Raw genomic sequence first — 16,500 nt, 5'->3', positions numbered from 1 at the left:
GTATGTAAGAATTTCCGCAGTTGAAAGTGAGAAGGTGACGTCATGGCAGCCCCGCAGCGACCCACGAGATCCACCCCGCACCGCACCCCGGCGGCGCCCGCGAAGGAGTCGGTCCGCGTCCGTGTGCACGCACTCCTGCGGTCCCGGATCACTTCCCTGGAACTGCTGCCGGGCGCCCCGCTCTCCGAGAATGAACTCGCGGCCGAACTCGACGTCAGCCGCACCCCTGTACGCGAGGCACTGATCCTGCTCGGCGAGGAGTCACTGGTCGATGTCTTCCCGAAACTCGGCACGTTCGTCTCCCGCATCAGCGTCGATGCCGTACTGGAAGCCCAGTTCATGCGCGAAGCACTCGAACTGGCCGCACTGCGCGAGACGGTGAAACGCGCCGACGCCGAGGACATCGCGGCTCTGCGCACCATCCTCGACACCCAGCGCGCGACGCTCACCGCCGCGGACCCGGACGCGTTCTTCGAAGAGGACGAGGCGTTCCACCGCCGCCTGATGGAAGCCAGCGGACACCGCACGCTGTGGCGCACGGTCACCACCGCCAAGGCCCATCTCGACCGGGCCCGACGTCTCAGCCTCCCTCTCCCCCACCGCATCGAGGACCTCATCGCCGAGCACACAGCGGTGGTCGACGCACTGGAGCGGCGCGATGCCGCGAGTGCGGAGAAGGCGCTGCGCGGACATCTCCAGGGAGTCTTCGACGACATCGGGACGATTCAGGCGAACCACCCGGAACTCTTCACCGAACCGCACGGCCGGACGCTCCCTGCCCGCCCCCGCGTCCACCCCGGACTACGAGCCTGACGACGGTCCCAGACCCGGAGCCACAACACCGCGCCGCTGGGCGCGGGCGCGGGGTTGGGGACGACGGAGTCGGCTCAGGATGCCGTCACGGGAACGAGGTGGTCGAGTCCCTGCGCGCTGCCCGTCGCGGCCTCGATCGAGCGCGGCAGCATGATGCCCTCGTAGGCGCGGACCGCGTCGCCGAGGCTGGATTCGGTGACGAGGGCATGGGCGAGGTCGGAGCCGTCGAGCATCGCGAGGTTGGCGCCCAGCCCGACCGGCGGCATCAGGTGCGCCGCGTCGCCGAGCAGCGTGACGCCGGGAACATGCTCCCAGGTGTGCGGGGCCGGCAGGACGAACAGGGACCGGTTGATGAACTCGTTGTCGCCGTTCCGCAGGATGTAGCGCAGGCCCTCGTCCCAGCCGTCGAACATCCTCAGCAGGTGCGTCCGCAGGGCTTGCTGGTCACCGAGGTCGATACCGGCCGCCACGTGCCAGTCCTCCGGAGCGCGGAGCGCGATGTAGGCACGGATGTGGCCGTTGCTGTTGCGCTGGGCGACCAAGGACCTGCCGGCGCCCTTCACCAGCATCGACCCGTTGCCGACCAGTCGCGCGAGGGCGGGGTGGCGGGTGTCGCAGTGGTCGAATCCGGTCTCGACGAAGGTGACCCCGGTGTAGCCGGGTGCGGCGTGCGACAGGGCCGGACGGACGCGTGACCAGGCGCCGTCGGCACCGACCACCAGGTCGAAGTCCTCGGCGGTGCCGTCACCGAAGAGCAGGCGGCAGGTGCCGTCCGTCCGTGGGGTGACCCCACTGACAGCGCGGTCCCACCGCACCGTGCCCTCGGTGATCGAGTCCAGAAGCAGACCGCGCAGTTGGCCCCGGTCGATCTCCGGTCGGCCGCCGGCGGCGGAAGGCCCCTGGTGCGCCTGGAGGCCGGCGGTGGCGAAGTCGAGCACGCGCCACTCGTCTCCTTCGGGGCGGGCGAGTGCGTGGAATCGGTCGAGGAGCCCCGCCGAACGCAGGGCGGCCTGACCGGTCTCGGCATGCATGTCGAGGGAGCCGCCCTGCGGGCGGGCATCGGCGGATGCCTCGCGCTCGAAGACGGTGACGGAGCGGCCGTGTTGCTGCAGGACTCGCGCGCAGACGAGGCCACCGAGACCGGCGCCGACAATCGCGATACGGGGATCACGAGCAGAGTTCATGGGAGTGCCCCTCGGGAGGTGGGTGGGCCGCCGGGAGCCCCGGCCTCACCAAGAAAGCACACTCACTAAATAAGTGCAATGACTACATTTTCTTAGCGAATGTGCTTTGCGGTACGGTGTGCGGGTGACCGAACCGACCGGGCGCCGCGAGCGCAAGAAGGCCCAGACCCGCCAGTCCCTGGCCGACGCCGCACTTGAGCTCTTCCTCGAGCGCGGCTACGACCAGGTCGGCGTCAAAGACATCGCCGACTCCGCCGATGTCTCGGTGACCACCCTGTTCAAGCACTTCTCCGGCAAGGAAGCCCTGGTCTTCGATCAGGACGACGACCTGGAAGCAGCACTCGTCGCCGCCGTGCGCGAGCGCGCCCCGAGCCAGTCGATCCCCCAGGCGCTGCGCGAGCACCTCCTGCTGGCGCAGACCCAGTTCGCCGTCCATGCCGCGGACCCGCGGTTCGCCGATTTCACGCGCCTGGTGCAGGGGACTCCCGCACTGCGCGACTACGCCCACCACATGTGGACGCGCCACGAAGCGGCCCTGGCGAGGGCCATCGCCGAGGCTGCAGGCGCACCCGAGGACGATGTCAGTTGCGCCGCCCTGGCCCGTTTCGCCCTTGAGGCCCGCAGTCTCATCCTGCGGCACACCGAACCGCACCGAGCCGCCGACGAGGTATTCGCCCTGCTCGAACACGGCTGGGCAGCCTCCCATCCGGGCAACTGACCCGGCCCGCGGGTGTCGACTGCGAGACCGGATCGGCCAAGCGCTACGGGTCGCGGGTGCCGCAGTCCTGCTGCCTCAACTGTCCTGGACCAGCACCGGTTTGGTCGACCACCAACCGCCCGTGTCCGCCTCGCGGTGTCCCGTGGCGGTGAGTTGGAGGCCGTTCGTCTCCGGTGCCCACATCAGGGCCGTGATCCCGCCGACAAGCGACACCGCCGCCATGAAGATCATGGACCAGCTCAGGCCCAGGTGGTCCAGCGAGACCGGAAGCAGGAACGTGCCGATCGCCGCGCCGATGCGGCTGGCGGCGGAAGCCAGACCGACCCCGGAGGTGCGGATCGAGGTGGGAAAGACCTCGTCCGGATAGATGCCGGGAAGGATGCTCATGATCCCGTACGAGAACAGGTAGCCGAAGAAGCACACGGTGGCCAGCCACACCGGCAGCACATGGCCCAGGCTCACCAGGAACAGGGCGAGCGCGCAGCCGAACATCGGCCAGACCAGGATCGTGCGGCGGCCGACGCGGTCGACGAGCCACCAGCCGGTGGCCGCGCCCGTCAGGGCGACGATCGTCCCGATCAGCGCGCCGGCCAGCGCGTTGCCGCCCAGGCCGATGGCACGCAGGACAGCCGGCTGGAAGAACGTGAGCGCGAAGTACGGCAGCACGATGCAGATCCAGAATGTGCACACGAACACGGTGCGGCGCAGGTACGCGCCCGAGAACAACTCGCGGTATCGCGTCTGTTCGATCTCTTCGGAGCCGAAGTCCTCGCTGTCCAGAGTGGTCCCGAGGTCGCGCTCGATGACGGCCACCGCCTCGTCCCTGCGGCCCTTGGAGATCAGCCAGCGCGGTGACTCGGGCAGGCCGTGGCGGATCAGCAGGCAGAACACCGCGGGAACGGCGCTGGCGGCCAGCGTGATGTGCCAGGCGCCCGGCCAGGTGGTGTTGATGATGTAGCCAAGGAGGTAGGCGACCACATAGCCGACGTTCCAGAGGATCTCCAGGATCCCCAGATAGTGACCGCGTTTCTCGCTGGGTGCGAACTCGGCAAGGAGCGGAGAGCCTATCGAATAGTCCGCCCCCACCGCGACGCCCATGATGAGACCGAGCGCGAAAACCATCCAGGGGGAGGTGACGAACAGCATCAGCAGGGCGGACGCCAGGAAGACCGAGAGATCGATCGTGAACATCGGGCGCCGGCCGAGCCGGTCGGTGACATAGCCGAGCAGCAGACCGCCGAAGAACGTACCGATCAGTGTCGAAGAGGAAATCAGTGAGTTCCACGTCGAGGTGACGCCGATGTCGCGAGCCATCGCGCTGCCGGCGAGGGCGGATGCCACCGAGGCGAAGACGAAGCCGTCGACGAACATTCCGCCGCCTGTAGCGACGGTCAGCCGGCGCAGAAAGCGGCGGGTGTGATGGCTGGGTCCTGCGGGTGTCGGCGGAATCGCGGCAGCTGTGCTCATGGGCGGGCCCTTTCGTGCTCTTCGGTTGTTCCCGCGGGTCACGGGCGGGTCAGCTGCGGCACCGGCCGCACCCGCGAGTGACCGGGTGTCACGACACGATGACGGGTGGCGATGCGCTCGCCAGGTACGGCGACTCTGCCGGCGACACCGCCGACGCGGCTGCGAATCCACCGCGCGAACGCTTCGGCACGCATCAAGGGGCAGCACGCTCCAAGCTGATCCACCGCCCGTCGCACACCAGGTCGTTCGCGACCGTGCGGGCGAACATGTGAACGTCCACCTGCCCGCTGCCTCGCTCTTTCATGCCACCCGCTTGTCCGGCCTCACCAAGCCCGCCACGACAGCTCCGGTGCGGCCGGTATCGAAGGCCGCCCGGCATCGGACACCATGCGCAAACCCGGGCCCCGGCCCGTCGACGCCTCCCGAGGGGGCAGCGCCGGCCCAGGACGCCCGACATCTGCCCGCGGCCTGCCCCACGGGCGGCGGGCTCGATCGCTCAGCTCGCCAGGGTGCCCTGGTGGAAGTACATCCGCCAGCCCGTTTCCGTCAGACGCCACAGGGAGCTACGCCAGGCACGACGCCCTCTGTTGGCGGAGAAGTACGTCAGATGAACGATGCCGGGAGCCAGGACGGCCCCCGTCATCTCGCTGACCACCACCGGCGACTCCGGGACCACTGAACCAGCACTCGTCACCGTGAGGATCGACGTTGCGTCCCAGCGTCGTCCCGACGCTCCGATTTCGGTGAACTCCGGGTCCAGCAGCTCCGAGACCAGCCCCGGCGCGGCACGCACATCGGGGTCGAGAAGCCGCATCTCCGCCGCAATAGCCGCCTCAACGGCCCGCTCGCTGTCGTCTGCCATGTACGAACCCTACGGACACCCCTCACCCGTCACAGCGAATATCGGTGACAGCTCTGCCCCCGAGGGAGGAACTTCGGTGAGCACACTCCCGGCCGGACAGCCACACGGCAGGATGCCCGTACGACAGGACCTCGTGGCTGTGTCACCCGACTTGCCCGCACCCGGGCCGAACAGCACGCCGCAGGAGACGAATTGAGCCCGGCGATCCGATGTCGTACGGCCAGGGTCCGCCCGGGGCATCCGAGGAAAACCGTTGGGCCGCTCGACCTGCCTTCAGGCATGATCGGCTCGTGGACACCTACCTGGAGACCGAGCGCCTGGCCCTGCGCCGCTTCACTGCCGATGACGCGGACCTGCTGATCGAGCTGGACAGCGACCCAGCGGTGATGCGCTACCTGACCGGCGGCAATCCGACCGCGCCGGAGCTGGTCCGCGAGCGGTACCTGCCGAACATCCTCGCCGGCTACGAGAAGTGGGGCGGCGACCTCGGACTGTTCGCCGCGCACGAGAAGAACGGCGGCGCGTTCATCGGCTGGTTCATCCTGCGCCCCGAGCCACAGGGCCCGCTGGACGAAGTCGAACTCGGCTACCGGCTGCGGCAGGCGTCTTGGGGCAAGGGATATGCCACCGAGGGATCGCGGGCCTTGCTGGGCAAGGCGTTCACGGAGCTCGGTGTGCGCAATGTCTGGGCGGAGACGATGTCCGTGAACCACGGTTCGCGCAACATCATGGAGAAGCTCGAAATGACGCTCACGGACACCATCGCCACTCCCCCCGACATGGAGATGGTCGAGGGCTCCGAGCACGGGGGCGTGCGGTACGAGATCACCAAGGAGCAGTGGGATCAGCAGTAGCCACGGTGCGACAGAATCGGGGCTTTGAGCTGCTAGTGGGCTCGCCGATCAGGCCGATGCAGTCGCGTTCGGACACGCTCTCGCGCTCACCTTTGCGCCCCGCGGAGGACGCAAATTCGGTAGAGCAGCCGGGTGGGTACGTGCACCGGACCTGGCCGCGACCAGCCCTGCGATCAATCCTCTGTCGGAGCTGCAGTCGTTGATCCACGATGGTCATGGGGCCACGGATCCGGCTGCGCGGTGCGCCCGCGCCAACGGCATCCACCTCGCCACCCCGCCCATATCTCACACCTCCGCCATAGCGCCGCCCGGAAAGCGTCGTCACCACGGTGAACCCTGGCGCTGCAGCGTCGAACCGCCGAACCTGGTAACTCCTGGCGAAGCTGGCTTGGCCCAGCGTTGTCGAGCATTGGGCCTGCCCGCTGCGGCCCGCCAACACTGTGGAGCCAGGCGCGCGGAACAAACCGGGCGACGCCGTCTCCGGCAGGGTGGCGTTTCGGCAGAGTTGGAGAAGTCTGCGCGGGTCGATCATCCAGGTTGGAGCGTCGAGTCACATACCAATCAACCCGTCGATGCGTTCTCGCAGGAGGTCAGCGTGGCCGTTGTGCCGCGCGTACTCGGCAATCATTTCCACCATGATCATTCGCAATGAGATCGGCTCGCCGGTGCTCTTGCGGATACCTGTTTGACCCAGCGACGTTGCGGCGGCGACGACGTGCCGTGATTGTTCGCATTCTGCCCGCCAGACGGCGAAGGCCTCATCAACGTCACCGTCCAGGCAGTCGAAGTCCTGATTGGGGTCTCGTCTGAGTAGTAGAGCATCGGAACGTCCTCGCCAGCGAACTGGATGCGGAACCACCAGCGCTCGCAGCCAGCCAGGTGTCGCACCAAGCCGTGCAGGGACAGCGTGGAGGGAGGCACCGACCGTTCAGAGAGGTGGTCCTTCTGCAGGCCGGCGCACTTGAGATCGAACGTTGTCCGGTGCCACTCCAGAACCGCGCTCAGCGTTTCTCGCTCACTGCCCGCTGCAGGTGGAGCGGAGCGGGTGTCACCAGTCCATCGAGGTGCATAGTGCCTGGGTGCGGGTGTACCGGTCATCATCTGCCTTCCTGGTCGAGGTCGGGCCGAGCCTGACAGGCGCCACTGACATCGAGGCCAGTTGCTACGGCCCATGCGTGCTGCCATGACTGATGTGGAGCAGTGCCGTGATAGGTGGGGTCACGCTGTGTCAGGCCATGAGGACACGTTTCCGGAGGAGTTGGAAGCCCGCCCGGCCGAACATCTGACGCTTAAGATTCAGGCTCGGTTTCCAGGGGCGCAGGAACAAGGGCTCGCAGGCGCGGCTCCAGGAACATGAAGTACGTCGTCAGCGCTTGCGACCGGGCTGCGCTTCCAGGTGCCGGTCCGCACCATCAACGCCGCCCCGTCGCCGAAGTACTTCGGGTTCAAGCACGGCATCACCTGGCTCAACGCCGTCAACGACCAGGTCGCGGGCATCGGGCAGATGGTCGTGCCCGGCACCCCGCGTGACTCCCTGCACATCGTGGACGCCCTGCTGAACCTCGATGGCGGCGTCAAGCCGGAGATGGTGGCCACCGACAACGCCTCGTACTCCGACATGGTGTTCGGCCTGTTCAAGATCCTCGGCTACAACTTCAGCCCCCGCTTCCGCGACCTGGACGATCAGCGGTTCTGGCGGGCCACGATGCCCGGCGTCGAGACCGGTACGTACGGCCCGGTGGAGGAGCTGGCCCGTAACCGGGTCAACCTGAACAAGGTGATCACGCACTGGCCGGACATGCTGAAGGTCGCCGGTTCCCTGGTCACCAACCAGGTCCGCGCCTACGACCTGCTGCGCATGTTCGGCCGCGACGGCCGCCCCAACCCGCTCGGGGCGGCGTTCGCCGAGTACGGGCGGATCGCGAAGACCGAGCACCTGCTGCGCGTGGTCGACCCGGTGGACGACACCTACCGCCGCCAGATGAACCGGCAGCTCACCGTGCAGGAGTCCCGGCACAAGCTCGCCCGCGACGTGTGCCACGGCAAGCGCGGCACCATCCACCAGGCGTACCGGGACGGGATGGAGGACCAGCTCGGCGCGCTCGGCCTGGTACTCAACGCCATCGTGCTGTGGACCACGAAGTACATCGACGCGGCCGTCGCCCAGCTGCGTGCCGAGGGCCACGAGATCCGCGTCGAAGATGTCGCCCGGCTCTCCCCGCTCAAGCACCGGAACCTGAACCTGCTCGGACGCTACAGCTTCACCGCGAGCGTCCCGGTCGCCGGCACCCTGCGGCCGCTGCGTGATGCGGACGCCCCGGACCTGGACGAGGACGACGGCGGGCAGGAGTAGCACGCCGCGCCCTCTTCGGCTCACGTCGCGTGAGGGGCACCGTGGCGCAGGCCGTCGAGGAGGAGGTTGGTGATCTGGCGGGCTTCGTCGAGCCACCCGTCGCTCACGCGCATGGCGCAGATACCGCCCAGGGCCCGCAGCAGGGTGGGGCCGGTGACATCGCCGCGGACGGTGCCGGCCGCGGATCCGGCCTCGAGGAGGCGGGTGAGGGCGTCGCCCATGCGGGTGCGGGCGTCGTCGAAGACCGGTGAGTCGCTCGCCATGATGCTCTCCAGCGCGACGGACATCCCCTTGCCCACGGCCGCGTGGTCGACCAGCAGGAGCAGGAAGCGGCGCAGGGCCTCCTGCGGGGCGTGGTGCTCCAGCAGCTGCTCGGGTGCGGCGCACAGGTCGTCGACTTCCTTGCGGTAGACCTCCTCGATCAGTGCCTCGCGGGTCTCGAAGTGCCGGTAGAGCGTTCCGACGGCGACTCCGGCGCTGCGGGCGATCTCTTCCACGTGCGCGTCGGTGTCACCGGCGAGGAATGCTTCGCGGGCAGCGGACAGCAAGGCTTCACGGTTGCGGCGCGCGTCGGCGCGCAGCGGGCGTGGTGACGGCAAGGAACCTCCATAAGATGAGTCCGGTTCCGTTTATCTGTATCGTTTCCGGAGTCAGGTTCATCTTACGGAAGGACTATCCGTTGCCGATCACCGATGAGGGGCTGGAGGGCCTGCGGGTCCTGGTCACCGGCGGCAGTCGGGGCCTGGGTGCGGCGACCGTGCGCCGGTTCATTGCCGCGGGCGCGACCGTGCTGACGGCCTCCCGCAGTCGGCCCGCCGCGGACAGCGGCGCCACCTTCATGCCGGCGGACCTCTCCACCCCGGAGGGGGTGGCCGACCTCGGCCGCCGCGTCATCGACCACATGGGCGGCGTGGATGTCCTCGTGAACAACGCCGGCGCGGCGAGCCCCCCGGCGCCGACCCTGAGCAGGTCGGACGAGTCCTGGCACGCGGACCTGGGGATGAACCTCCTGAGCGCCGTGCGCCTGGACCGGGCCCTGGTGCCGGGCATGGTCGAGCGGGGCTCCGGCGTCGTCGTGCACGTCTCCTCGATCGCCAGCCAGCTGCCCCAGCGCACGGAAGCCTCCTACGCCGCAGCCAAGGCCGCACTGAACGCCTACAGCCGCGAACTGGCCACCGAGGTCGGCGAACACGGAGTGCGCGTGGTCTGCGTTCTTCCCGGCTTCGTCGTCACCGACGGCGCCACCGCCCACCTGCGGCACATGGCCGAGCAGCAGGGCGTGACCACGGACGAGATCACCCGCCAGATCGTGGACCACCTGAAAATCCCCATGGACCGCCCCGGAGACCCCGAGGACGTCGCCGAGATGATCGCTTTCCTCGCCTCCAGCCGCGCGAAATGGCTCACCGGAGCACAGTTCCGCGTCGACGGAGGCATCCTCCCCACCGTCTGAACACCAGCCGGCACCAAGAACAGGTCCACCACCATGCCCCTCACCCTGACCTCCGTGATCATCGACGCCGCCGACATCGAGACGGAAGGTTCCTTCTGGCACCGCCTGCTCGGCGGTTCGACCACCACCACCCCCACCCACCACTTCATCCAGGCCCCCGGCCTGCCCGTGATCGTCGTCCAGTCCGCCCCCAGCCACACCGCCCCGGGCTGGCCGAACGGCGCCCCCCAGCAGATGCACCTCGACTTCGGCGTCGAAGACCTCGCGACCGCCGACCGCGCCGCCATCGACGCCGGCGCCACCCGCCTGCGCCCCACAGAGGAGTCCAGCTCAGACGCCAGCACCGGCAGCCGCGTGTACGCCAGTCCCGCCGGACATCCCTTCTGCCTCCGCGCGGCCTGAGACTGCCATCGCTCATCGTGGGCGCCTGTCGTCAAACGATCGAATGACGACAGGGCTTCCCGGCGTCCAATCGACCCAGGTTTTCCCGGGCCTGACGGCGCCTCGGATCCAATGAGATCCGATGACGGCTGACGACAGGGTCAGATGACACCCCAGGTCCGATGCGACGGCAGAAGCGGGGAACAGCGTGGCCAATCTCGTCTACAAAAGGGTGTCGACCGACCAGCAGTCGACCGCCCGGCAGGACCTCGTCCTCGCCGAGGCCCAGATCGAGGACCCGGTCGTCTTCGAGGAGGAGGCGGGCACCTCCAGCCGCCTCCACCCGCTCCAGCGCCCGAAGTTCGGCGAACTGCTGTCCACCCTGAAGTTCATGGTGCAGACCCTCGCCGCCGCCGGCGAACTCCAACGCGACCTCCAGCGGGAACTGACCTACGACGGACTGCGCACCGCCGTGGCCAAGGGCAACAAGGGCGGACGCCGCCCCGCCGTGGCGGCCGCGAAGACCGGCGACGTACGCACCGCGTACCTGGAGGGCCGCTCGATCGCCGCCCTCGCCCGCGACCACTGCGTCAGCCGCGGCGCGATCCGCACGGCAGTCGCCGACCTCCTGCCCGACCACACCGGCATTGAGGAGGACTCCCCGGCGCCGGAGCTGCCGGTCACCCTCGACATGCCGGGCAAGATCGCCGACTTCCTCCGCACCGCCGAACTGGACTCCGTCGCGCGGGCCGCGCTCGACCAGGGGGTGACCGTACGACGCGGCCAGGGCTACACCCTGCGCGTCACCGCCGTCCTCTCCTTGCACCGACAGTTCCTCACCCGCTGCCAGCCGCTCGACGGCGGCCACGGCCTCCCCGCGATCCCGGCGCAGCGCAAGGCGCGCCGCGAGTACGAGAACCGCGTCAGCACGCTCACACCGACCGGGTCGTGATCGTTCTCAGCGCCAACCGCTGTACCGATGCTCCCGAGGCCGGTCATGGAGCCACGTAACACCCGAAGGAGGAAGAACCCACTGGCCACGAGGTTGGGGACTCGACGGGGCTCAGAGGAACTCGCGGGATGTCGCACAGCCACCCCACGAGTTCCGGTTTTATCCGTGGGTTCGCGGTGAAGTCGCGGGGCTGACCGGCTTGTCGAGGACGGCCAATTCCTCCTCGGTCAGACGCAGGGTTCCGGCGGCGATGTTCTCTGCCAGATGTGCCGGGTTCGTAGTGCCGGGAATGGCCAGCACGTGTGGACCGCGGTGGAGGGTCCAGGCGAGCCGCACCTGAGCCGGTGTCGCATTGTGGGCGCGGGCGACGGAATGGACTCGCGTGTCGTGCTCCTGGCCTGCGGCTGCCTCACGCCGCAGGCCAGAGACCGCGAAGAACGGAACGAAGGCGATGCCCTGCTCCCCGCACAGGTCCACCAGGCCGCTCTCGTCAGCGCGGCGCCAGTCCAGGCCGTAGGAGTTCTGCACGCAGACCACCGGCGCGATCGTTTGGGCCTCGGCCACGTGCTCAGGGAGGACACCGGAGAGCCCGAGGTGGCGGACCAGGCCGGCCTCGCGCAGCTCAGCGAGGGCGCCGAAGTGCTCGGCGATCGAGGCCGTGCCGGGGCCGTTGGCGCGCAGGTTCACCACGTCCAGGTAGTCACGGCCAAGCTGTCGCAAGTTCTCCTCTACCTGGCCGCGCAGCTGGTCGGGGCGGGCCTTGGTGAGCCACTCGCCGGAGGGATCGCGCGCCGGGCCGACCTTGGTCACCACGACCACGTCCCCGTACCAGGATGATAGGGCTCGGTTGATGAGCTCGTTCGCGGACCGCAGTGGCGAGAAGTAGAAGGCAGCCGTGTCGATGTGGTTGACACCCTCCTCGAACGCCTTATGCAGCAGGCCTACGGCGACATCGCGGTCGATCGGCGTGCCGTCAGAGTTCCCCATCATGCCGTTGCCCGTCAGACGCATCGTGCCGTAGCCGATGCGATTCACCTCCAGGTCCCCGAGCCTCCAGGTCCCTGCTGCCGCAGCTGCGCTCACCGTGCTCCTTCGCCCGTCGATTCGTCAGGTCCTGGAGTATGGGGCCGTCGCGGTGAGCTGCGACAGGTCAACAGGCTGGGCGAAACGTCACATTCCTATCGGGAACTAACCATCGTCGCGGAGCCGTTGGAACTTTCGAGGGAGCATCGGGCGGGACCAAGTTGCGCAGGATCGCGCGGCTTGCACTGAGGCGAGCGCAACGACCAGCAGGCCCGCGTCAGCCGATCTGTTCGGCCAGGGCGACGATGACGCCCGCGGGACCGCGGAGGTAGCAGAGTCGGAAGATACTCTCGTACTGCGTGACTTCGCCGAGGAGTTCGGCGCCGTGGGCGCGTAGGCGGGCGACGGTGTCGTCGATGTCATCGACGGCGAACATCACGCGGTGCAGACCCAGCGTGTTGGGCGGAAGGATCTCCGGTTCGGTGCGGTTCACCGCGGGGGCGTGGTACTTGGTCAGCTCCAGCTTGCTGTGGCCGTCCGGGGTACGCATCATCGCGATCTCGCTCCGCAGGCCGTCGAGTCCGACGATACGGTCGGCCCACCGGCCTTCGATGTGCGCCTTGCCTTCAAGCTCCATGCCGAGCTCAGTGAAGAACGCGACAGCCGCGTCCAGGTCATCGACGACGATGGCGACGTTGTCCATCCGCTGAATAGTCATGGTTCAGAGCATAAGGACCGCGGCCACGAGGCGGACGTAGGTCGAGGCCGTTTCCCTTCGTTCAGACGGACAGGAAGTCGTTGAGGCCGAGGGCCCGGAATCCCCGCCAGTCATGATGCCGAGCCGGCCGCAACCCGGTCCGCCGGTGTCGGTCCGGTCGTGCCTGCTTCCACCACGTCGGCGACATCGAGCAGGCTTGCCGGGGCACGGCCGCTGTCCTGACGGGCCTCCCGGCCGGCCGACTACCGCAACGGACTCGTGCACCGGCGCGCCACCGATCTCTACCACTTGATCCCCACTCATCACCAAAGTGAGCTCGCCGTATGCCAGTTGCGTGATGTCCTGGCCGCCCGAGCTGCCTGTTTCCGGACCGGCCGAACATCAGGCGCGGTAGGGTGTGTGAAGCGTCGCGTGCCGGTGGCAGACCGTGTCAGGCATGGAGGCGCCGGACCGAAGGAGACCGATGATGCATTTGTCGCGCCCTTCGCGCTCGCGTGACTGAGCGCGAGACGACCAGGCTCGTTGCCTGGAGCCAAGAACTCCGTCAGGTGCACAACCGACTACGCGAAGCGCTGTCCGTGACGCGCGCCTCCCTGGTCGACGGCACCCCCGGTGAGGCGGCCACCCGTGAACTGCTGCTGTATTGCCACGGCTTCTGCTCGGCTCTCGACGGCCACCATCAGGGCGAAGACCGCACCCTGTTCCCGGCCATCGCAGCTGCGCACCCGGAGCTGCGCCCGGTGCTGCGCTCGCTCGAGCAGGATCATTCGATGATCGCCCACCTGCTCAACGGCCTCCGTGCCGCGGTCGACCGGGCCGCGCCGCCTGAGGAGCTCGAACATCACCTCGAAGGCGTCGCCGCGATTATGGAGAGCCACTTCCGCTATGAGGAGCGGCAACTGCTCACCGTGCTCGAGACACTTGAGCTGGAATCCGCACCCCGAGAGGTACTGGGCCCGCTCTGATCCCGGACCCGACCATGGCTGGTGGTGACCGCCACCTTCAGAATGATCAGTACCGGTGCGCTTCGCGAGATGCCCGTTAGCCGCTTCTGCGCGAGGTGTGGCGGGTGAGTCGCACTGCCACCCAAAGTGAAGCGAGCTGCCTCACCATCACGGCGGGCCTATAGGCCCTGTCCGGCGGCGCCTCATTGCATCGGTGCGGGCCTCGACCTCGGTGATGCGCTCACGGAAGTTGCGGATGATCTCGATGAGACGGGGGCTGCTGCGGACCGAGCGCAGGTACGCTGCCGCAGCCCCAGGGTTCATCGACCTGCTCCAGCCGACCCTGCACGCGGGATTACCCTGGCAGGAACTGGGCGGCACGTTCCTCGGCGTCGCGGGGGTAGCCATAGCCCCCTCGACCGGCGCCGCCGCCGGCGAGGGCCTGGACCTCGCGTGAGATCGCGAGCAGGCATGAACGATCATGAGCAGGCAGCAGTCGGCCATCCGGAAGAAGGCAGCGCCAGGTGAGTACCCCCCGCACAGTCGTGAGCGACGAGGCCGGCGAGGTCCGCGGCTTCTGGACCGGGCTCGGCCTGCCCGGGCTGATCGACGTCCACACCCACTTCATGCCCGAACGGGTCCTGCAGAAGGTATGGGACTACTTCGACACCAGCGGGCCCATGATCGGAAGCCTGAAGTGGCCGATCACCTACCGGGAAGAGGAGGCGAAGCGCACGGCTCTCCTGCGCGAGTTCGGCGTAAGGGCCTTCACCTCCATGCTCTACCCTCACAAACCCGGCATGGCCCGGTGGCTGAACACCTGGGCGGCCGACTTCGCCCGCCGTACCCCCGACTGCCTGCACACCGCCACCCTCTACCCCGAACCCGACGTCACCACCTACGTCCGCGAAGCCCTCGAAGCCGGCGCACGGGTCTTCAAGGCCCACGTACAGGTGGGGGCATACGACCCGGCCGACGAACAACTTCAGGCGGCATGGGGGCTGCTGGCCGAGGCCGGAACTCCCGTGGTGATGCACTGCGGCTCCGGGCCCGCGCCCGGCAAACACACCGGCCCCGACCCCATCGCCCGGGTACTCGCGCGACACCCGAGACTGCGCCTGATCGTCGCGCACATGGGCATGCCCGAATACCTGGAGTTCCTCGACCTCGCCGAGCGTTACGACCAGATACGCCTCGACACGACGATGACGTTCACCGACTTCACCGAAGACTTCATGCCCTTCCCCCGCCAGGCCCTGCCCCGTCTCGCCGACCTCGGCGACCGCATCCTGCTGGGAACGGACTTCCCCAACATCCCCTACCCCTATCTGCATCAACTCCAGGCCCTGGAGCGGCTGGACCTGGGGCGCGACTGGCTCCGGGCCGTATGCCATGACAACGCAGCCGACCTGTTCGGCCTCTGACCACAACCTGTGCGTCAGCGTGCTCGGCTCTGCTACGGCGACAAGGAGCCCAGCCCCGGTGCTTCCGGCAAGCGAGGCCCGAGGCAGAACTGATCGTTTGACATCCAACCTGGTCGACCCAGGCCAGGACACTGCACGGGACCAACCTCACCGGACGATCAGGCATTGCCATCCCCCCCCTGAGCGCTGTCCCAACGGCCCTTCCACGACAGCACCTCATGGAACTTCCGTTATCGGGGCAGGAGCCATCGGCGGCTATCCGGCCCGCAAGCTCAGCGCGGCAGGTCACGACGCGAGGTCGCGGACGCCCGGGGACCGGGGGCGATCCGGGGGGGGGTCATAGGAGGAAGCCTCCGGGGAAGGGGTCGTCCGGGTCGAGGAAGTACTGGGCGGTGCCGGTGATCCAGGCACGGCCGGTGATGGTGGGGACAACCGCCGGCACCCCGCCGACCTGTGTCCGGTCCACCAGACGGCCGGTGAACTCGGTACCGATGAAGGACTCGTTGACGAAATCGCGGTGCAGCGGGAGTTCACCGCGAGCATGGAGCTGGGCCATGCGGGCGGAGGTGCCGGTGCCGCACGGCGAGCGGTCGAACCAGCCCGGGTGGATGGCCATGGCGTGCCGCGAGCGGTGCGCGTCCGAGCCCGGTGCGATGAGGTAGACGTGCTTCACCCCTTCGATCTCCGCCTGTTCCGGGTGGACCGGCCGGTGGTCGGGCGAGGCGTCGATGGCGCCCATGACGGCGAGACCGGCGGCGAGGAGGTCGTCCTTGCGGGCCCGGTCGAAGGGCAGCCTCAGCGCGTCGAGTTCGACGAACGCGTAGAAGTTCCCGCCGAAGGCCAGGTCGTACGTCACGGTGCCATAACCCGGCACCTCGACCTTGCGGTCCAGACCGACGCAGAAGGCGGGCACATTGGTGAGCGTGACGGCCTTCGCCCTGCCGTCCTCGACCTGCACGTCGGCCTTGACCAAGCCGGCCGGGGTGTCCAGCCGCACCGTGGTGACGGGCTCACTGATCTGAACCATCCCGGTCTCGACCAGGACAGTGGCCACCCCGATGGTGCCGTGCCCGCACATCGGCAGCAGACCGGACACCTCGATGTACACCACCCCGTAGTCGGCGTCGGGCCGGGTCGGAGGCTGCAGGATCGCGCCGCTCATGGCGGCGTGACCGCGCGGCTCGTACATCAGGAGCGTACGGAGGTGGTCCAGGTGCTCGATGAAGTGGAGCCGGCGCTCGGCCATGGTGGTGCCGGGGATCACCCCGACGCCACCGGTGATGACGCGCGTGGGCATGCCCTCGGTGTGCGAGTCGACGGCATGGAAGACATGACGAGTGCGCATGGACGTCCC

17 protein-coding genes and 2 pseudogenes are annotated in these 16,500 nt (G+C 68.3%); 11 read left to right on the top strand and 8 right to left on the bottom strand.

The window, feature by feature from the left end; genetic code table 11:
• The first annotated feature begins 42 nt into the window (after window positions 1–42).
• On the top strand, window positions 43–813 hold the full coding sequence (locus OG210_RS32045) for a GntR family transcriptional regulator (RefSeq protein WP_371540025.1): 771 nt from the start codon (window positions 43–45) through the stop codon (window positions 811–813).
• A 74-nt stretch (window positions 814–887) separates the two neighbouring features.
• Here the strand turns inward: OG210_RS32045 and OG210_RS32040 are convergent, their stop codons facing one another.
• On the bottom strand, window positions 888–1,997 hold the full coding sequence (locus OG210_RS32040) for an FAD-dependent oxidoreductase (protein ID WP_371540023.1): 1,110 nt from the start codon (window positions 1,995–1,997) through the stop codon (window positions 888–890).
• Between the two features lie 124 nt (window positions 1,998–2,121).
• On the opposite strand from OG210_RS32040, the gene OG210_RS32035 reads away from it, so the two are divergent.
• Window positions 2,122–2,715 (top strand): helix-turn-helix domain-containing protein, encoded by a 594-nt coding sequence (locus OG210_RS32035; RefSeq protein WP_328323163.1) that lies wholly within the window; start codon window positions 2,122–2,124, stop codon window positions 2,713–2,715.
• A 75-nt stretch (window positions 2,716–2,790) separates the two neighbouring features.
• Here OG210_RS32035 and OG210_RS32030 read toward each other — a convergent pair whose 3' ends face one another.
• Complete coding sequence (locus OG210_RS32030; protein ID WP_371540019.1) at window positions 2,791–4,182, bottom strand: MFS transporter; 1,392 nt, start codon at window positions 4,180–4,182, stop codon at window positions 2,791–2,793.
• 98 nt (window positions 4,183–4,280) lie between these two features.
• Here OG210_RS32030 and OG210_RS32025 point away from each other — a divergent pair, with 98 nt between their 5' ends.
• Window positions 4,281–4,454, top strand: coding sequence for a hypothetical protein (locus OG210_RS32025; RefSeq protein WP_328323167.1), 174 nt, complete (start codon window positions 4,281–4,283; stop codon window positions 4,452–4,454).
• 224 nt (window positions 4,455–4,678) lie between these two features.
• Here OG210_RS32025 and OG210_RS32020 read toward each other — a convergent pair whose 3' ends face one another.
• Window positions 4,679–5,044, bottom strand: a complete 366-nt coding sequence (locus OG210_RS32020; RefSeq protein WP_328323169.1) for a DUF4440 domain-containing protein — start codon at window positions 5,042–5,044, stop codon at window positions 4,679–4,681.
• Window positions 5,045–5,334: 290 nt separating this feature from the next.
• Between OG210_RS32020 and OG210_RS32015 the strand changes: the two genes are divergently transcribed.
• The gene (locus OG210_RS32015) at window positions 5,335–5,898 is read left to right on the top strand and encodes a GNAT family N-acetyltransferase (RefSeq protein WP_371540017.1); all 564 of its coding nucleotides are present in this window, start codon (window positions 5,335–5,337) and stop codon (window positions 5,896–5,898) included.
• Window positions 5,899–6,448: 550 nt separating this feature from the next.
• Here the strand turns inward: OG210_RS32015 and OG210_RS32010 are convergent.
• A pseudogene (locus OG210_RS32010) lies at window positions 6,449–6,999 on the bottom strand (DinB family protein).
• Window positions 7,000–7,267: 268 nt separating this feature from the next.
• Here OG210_RS32010 and OG210_RS32005 point away from each other — a divergent pair.
• Window positions 7,268–8,251 (top strand): annotated as a pseudogene (locus OG210_RS32005) (Tn3 family transposase); the annotation flags it as partial.
• A 20-nt stretch (window positions 8,252–8,271) separates the two neighbouring features.
• Here the strand turns inward: OG210_RS32005 and OG210_RS32000 are convergent.
• Window positions 8,272–8,850, bottom strand: coding sequence for a TetR family transcriptional regulator (locus OG210_RS32000; RefSeq protein ID WP_328323173.1), 579 nt, complete (start codon window positions 8,848–8,850; stop codon window positions 8,272–8,274).
• Window positions 8,851–8,930: 80 nt separating this feature from the next.
• On the opposite strand from OG210_RS32000, the gene OG210_RS31995 reads away from it, so the two are divergent.
• The 3 genes from OG210_RS31995 (at window position 8,931) to OG210_RS31985 (ending at window position 11,037) form a co-directional block, all read left to right on the top strand.
• A complete protein-coding gene (locus OG210_RS31995) occupies window positions 8,931–9,704 on the top strand; it encodes an oxidoreductase (protein ID WP_328323175.1) in 774 nt (257 codons plus the stop codon).
• Window positions 9,705–9,737: 33 nt separating this feature from the next.
• Window positions 9,738–10,106 carry a VOC family protein gene (locus tag OG210_RS31990; protein WP_328323177.1) on the top strand — a complete coding sequence of 123 codons (369 nt, stop codon included), beginning with the start codon at window positions 9,738–9,740 and terminating at the stop codon, window positions 10,104–10,106.
• A gap of 187 nt (window positions 10,107–10,293) precedes the next feature.
• A complete protein-coding gene (locus tag OG210_RS31985) occupies window positions 10,294–11,037 on the top strand; it encodes a hypothetical protein (protein ID WP_328323179.1) in 744 nt (247 codons plus the stop codon).
• Between the two features lie 159 nt (window positions 11,038–11,196).
• On the opposite strand, the gene OG210_RS31980 is transcribed toward OG210_RS31985, so the two are convergent.
• Window positions 11,197–12,120: an oxidoreductase gene (locus OG210_RS31980; protein WP_371540013.1), complete on the bottom strand. Its 924-nt coding sequence runs from the start codon at window positions 12,118–12,120 to the stop codon at window positions 11,197–11,199.
• A gap of 217 nt (window positions 12,121–12,337) precedes the next feature.
• The gene (locus tag OG210_RS31975; RefSeq protein WP_328323181.1) at window positions 12,338–12,778 is read right to left on the bottom strand and encodes a VOC family protein; all 441 of its coding nucleotides are present in this window, start codon (window positions 12,776–12,778) and stop codon (window positions 12,338–12,340) included.
• 494 nt (window positions 12,779–13,272) lie between these two features.
• On the opposite strand from OG210_RS31975, the gene OG210_RS31970 reads away from it, so the two are divergent.
• The 3 genes from OG210_RS31970 (at window position 13,273) to OG210_RS31960 (ending at window position 15,146) form a co-directional block, all read left to right on the top strand.
• On the top strand, window positions 13,273–13,743 hold the full coding sequence (locus OG210_RS31970) for a hemerythrin domain-containing protein (RefSeq protein ID WP_328323183.1): 471 nt from the start codon (window positions 13,273–13,275) through the stop codon (window positions 13,741–13,743).
• Window positions 13,744–13,978: 235 nt separating this feature from the next.
• Complete coding sequence (locus OG210_RS31965; protein WP_328323185.1) at window positions 13,979–14,179, top strand: hypothetical protein; 201 nt, start codon at window positions 13,979–13,981, stop codon at window positions 14,177–14,179.
• Between the two features lie 67 nt (window positions 14,180–14,246).
• Window positions 14,247–15,146, top strand: coding sequence for an amidohydrolase family protein (locus tag OG210_RS31960; RefSeq protein ID WP_328323187.1), 900 nt, complete (start codon window positions 14,247–14,249; stop codon window positions 15,144–15,146).
• Between the two features lie 337 nt (window positions 15,147–15,483).
• Here OG210_RS31960 and OG210_RS31955 read toward each other — a convergent pair whose 3' ends face one another.
• Entirely contained in the window at window positions 15,484–16,491 is a 1,008-nt protein-coding gene (locus OG210_RS31955) for a proline racemase family protein (protein WP_328323189.1), read from the bottom strand.
• Window positions 16,492–16,500 lie beyond the last annotated feature (9 nt).

The organism is Streptomyces sp. NBC_00466 (genome assembly GCF_041433995.1).
Lineage (GTDB): Bacteria > Actinomycetota > Actinomycetes > Streptomycetales > Streptomycetaceae > Streptomyces.
Note: the sequence above shows the minus strand (reverse complement) of the source record. Positions and strands in the feature narration are given on the sequence as shown.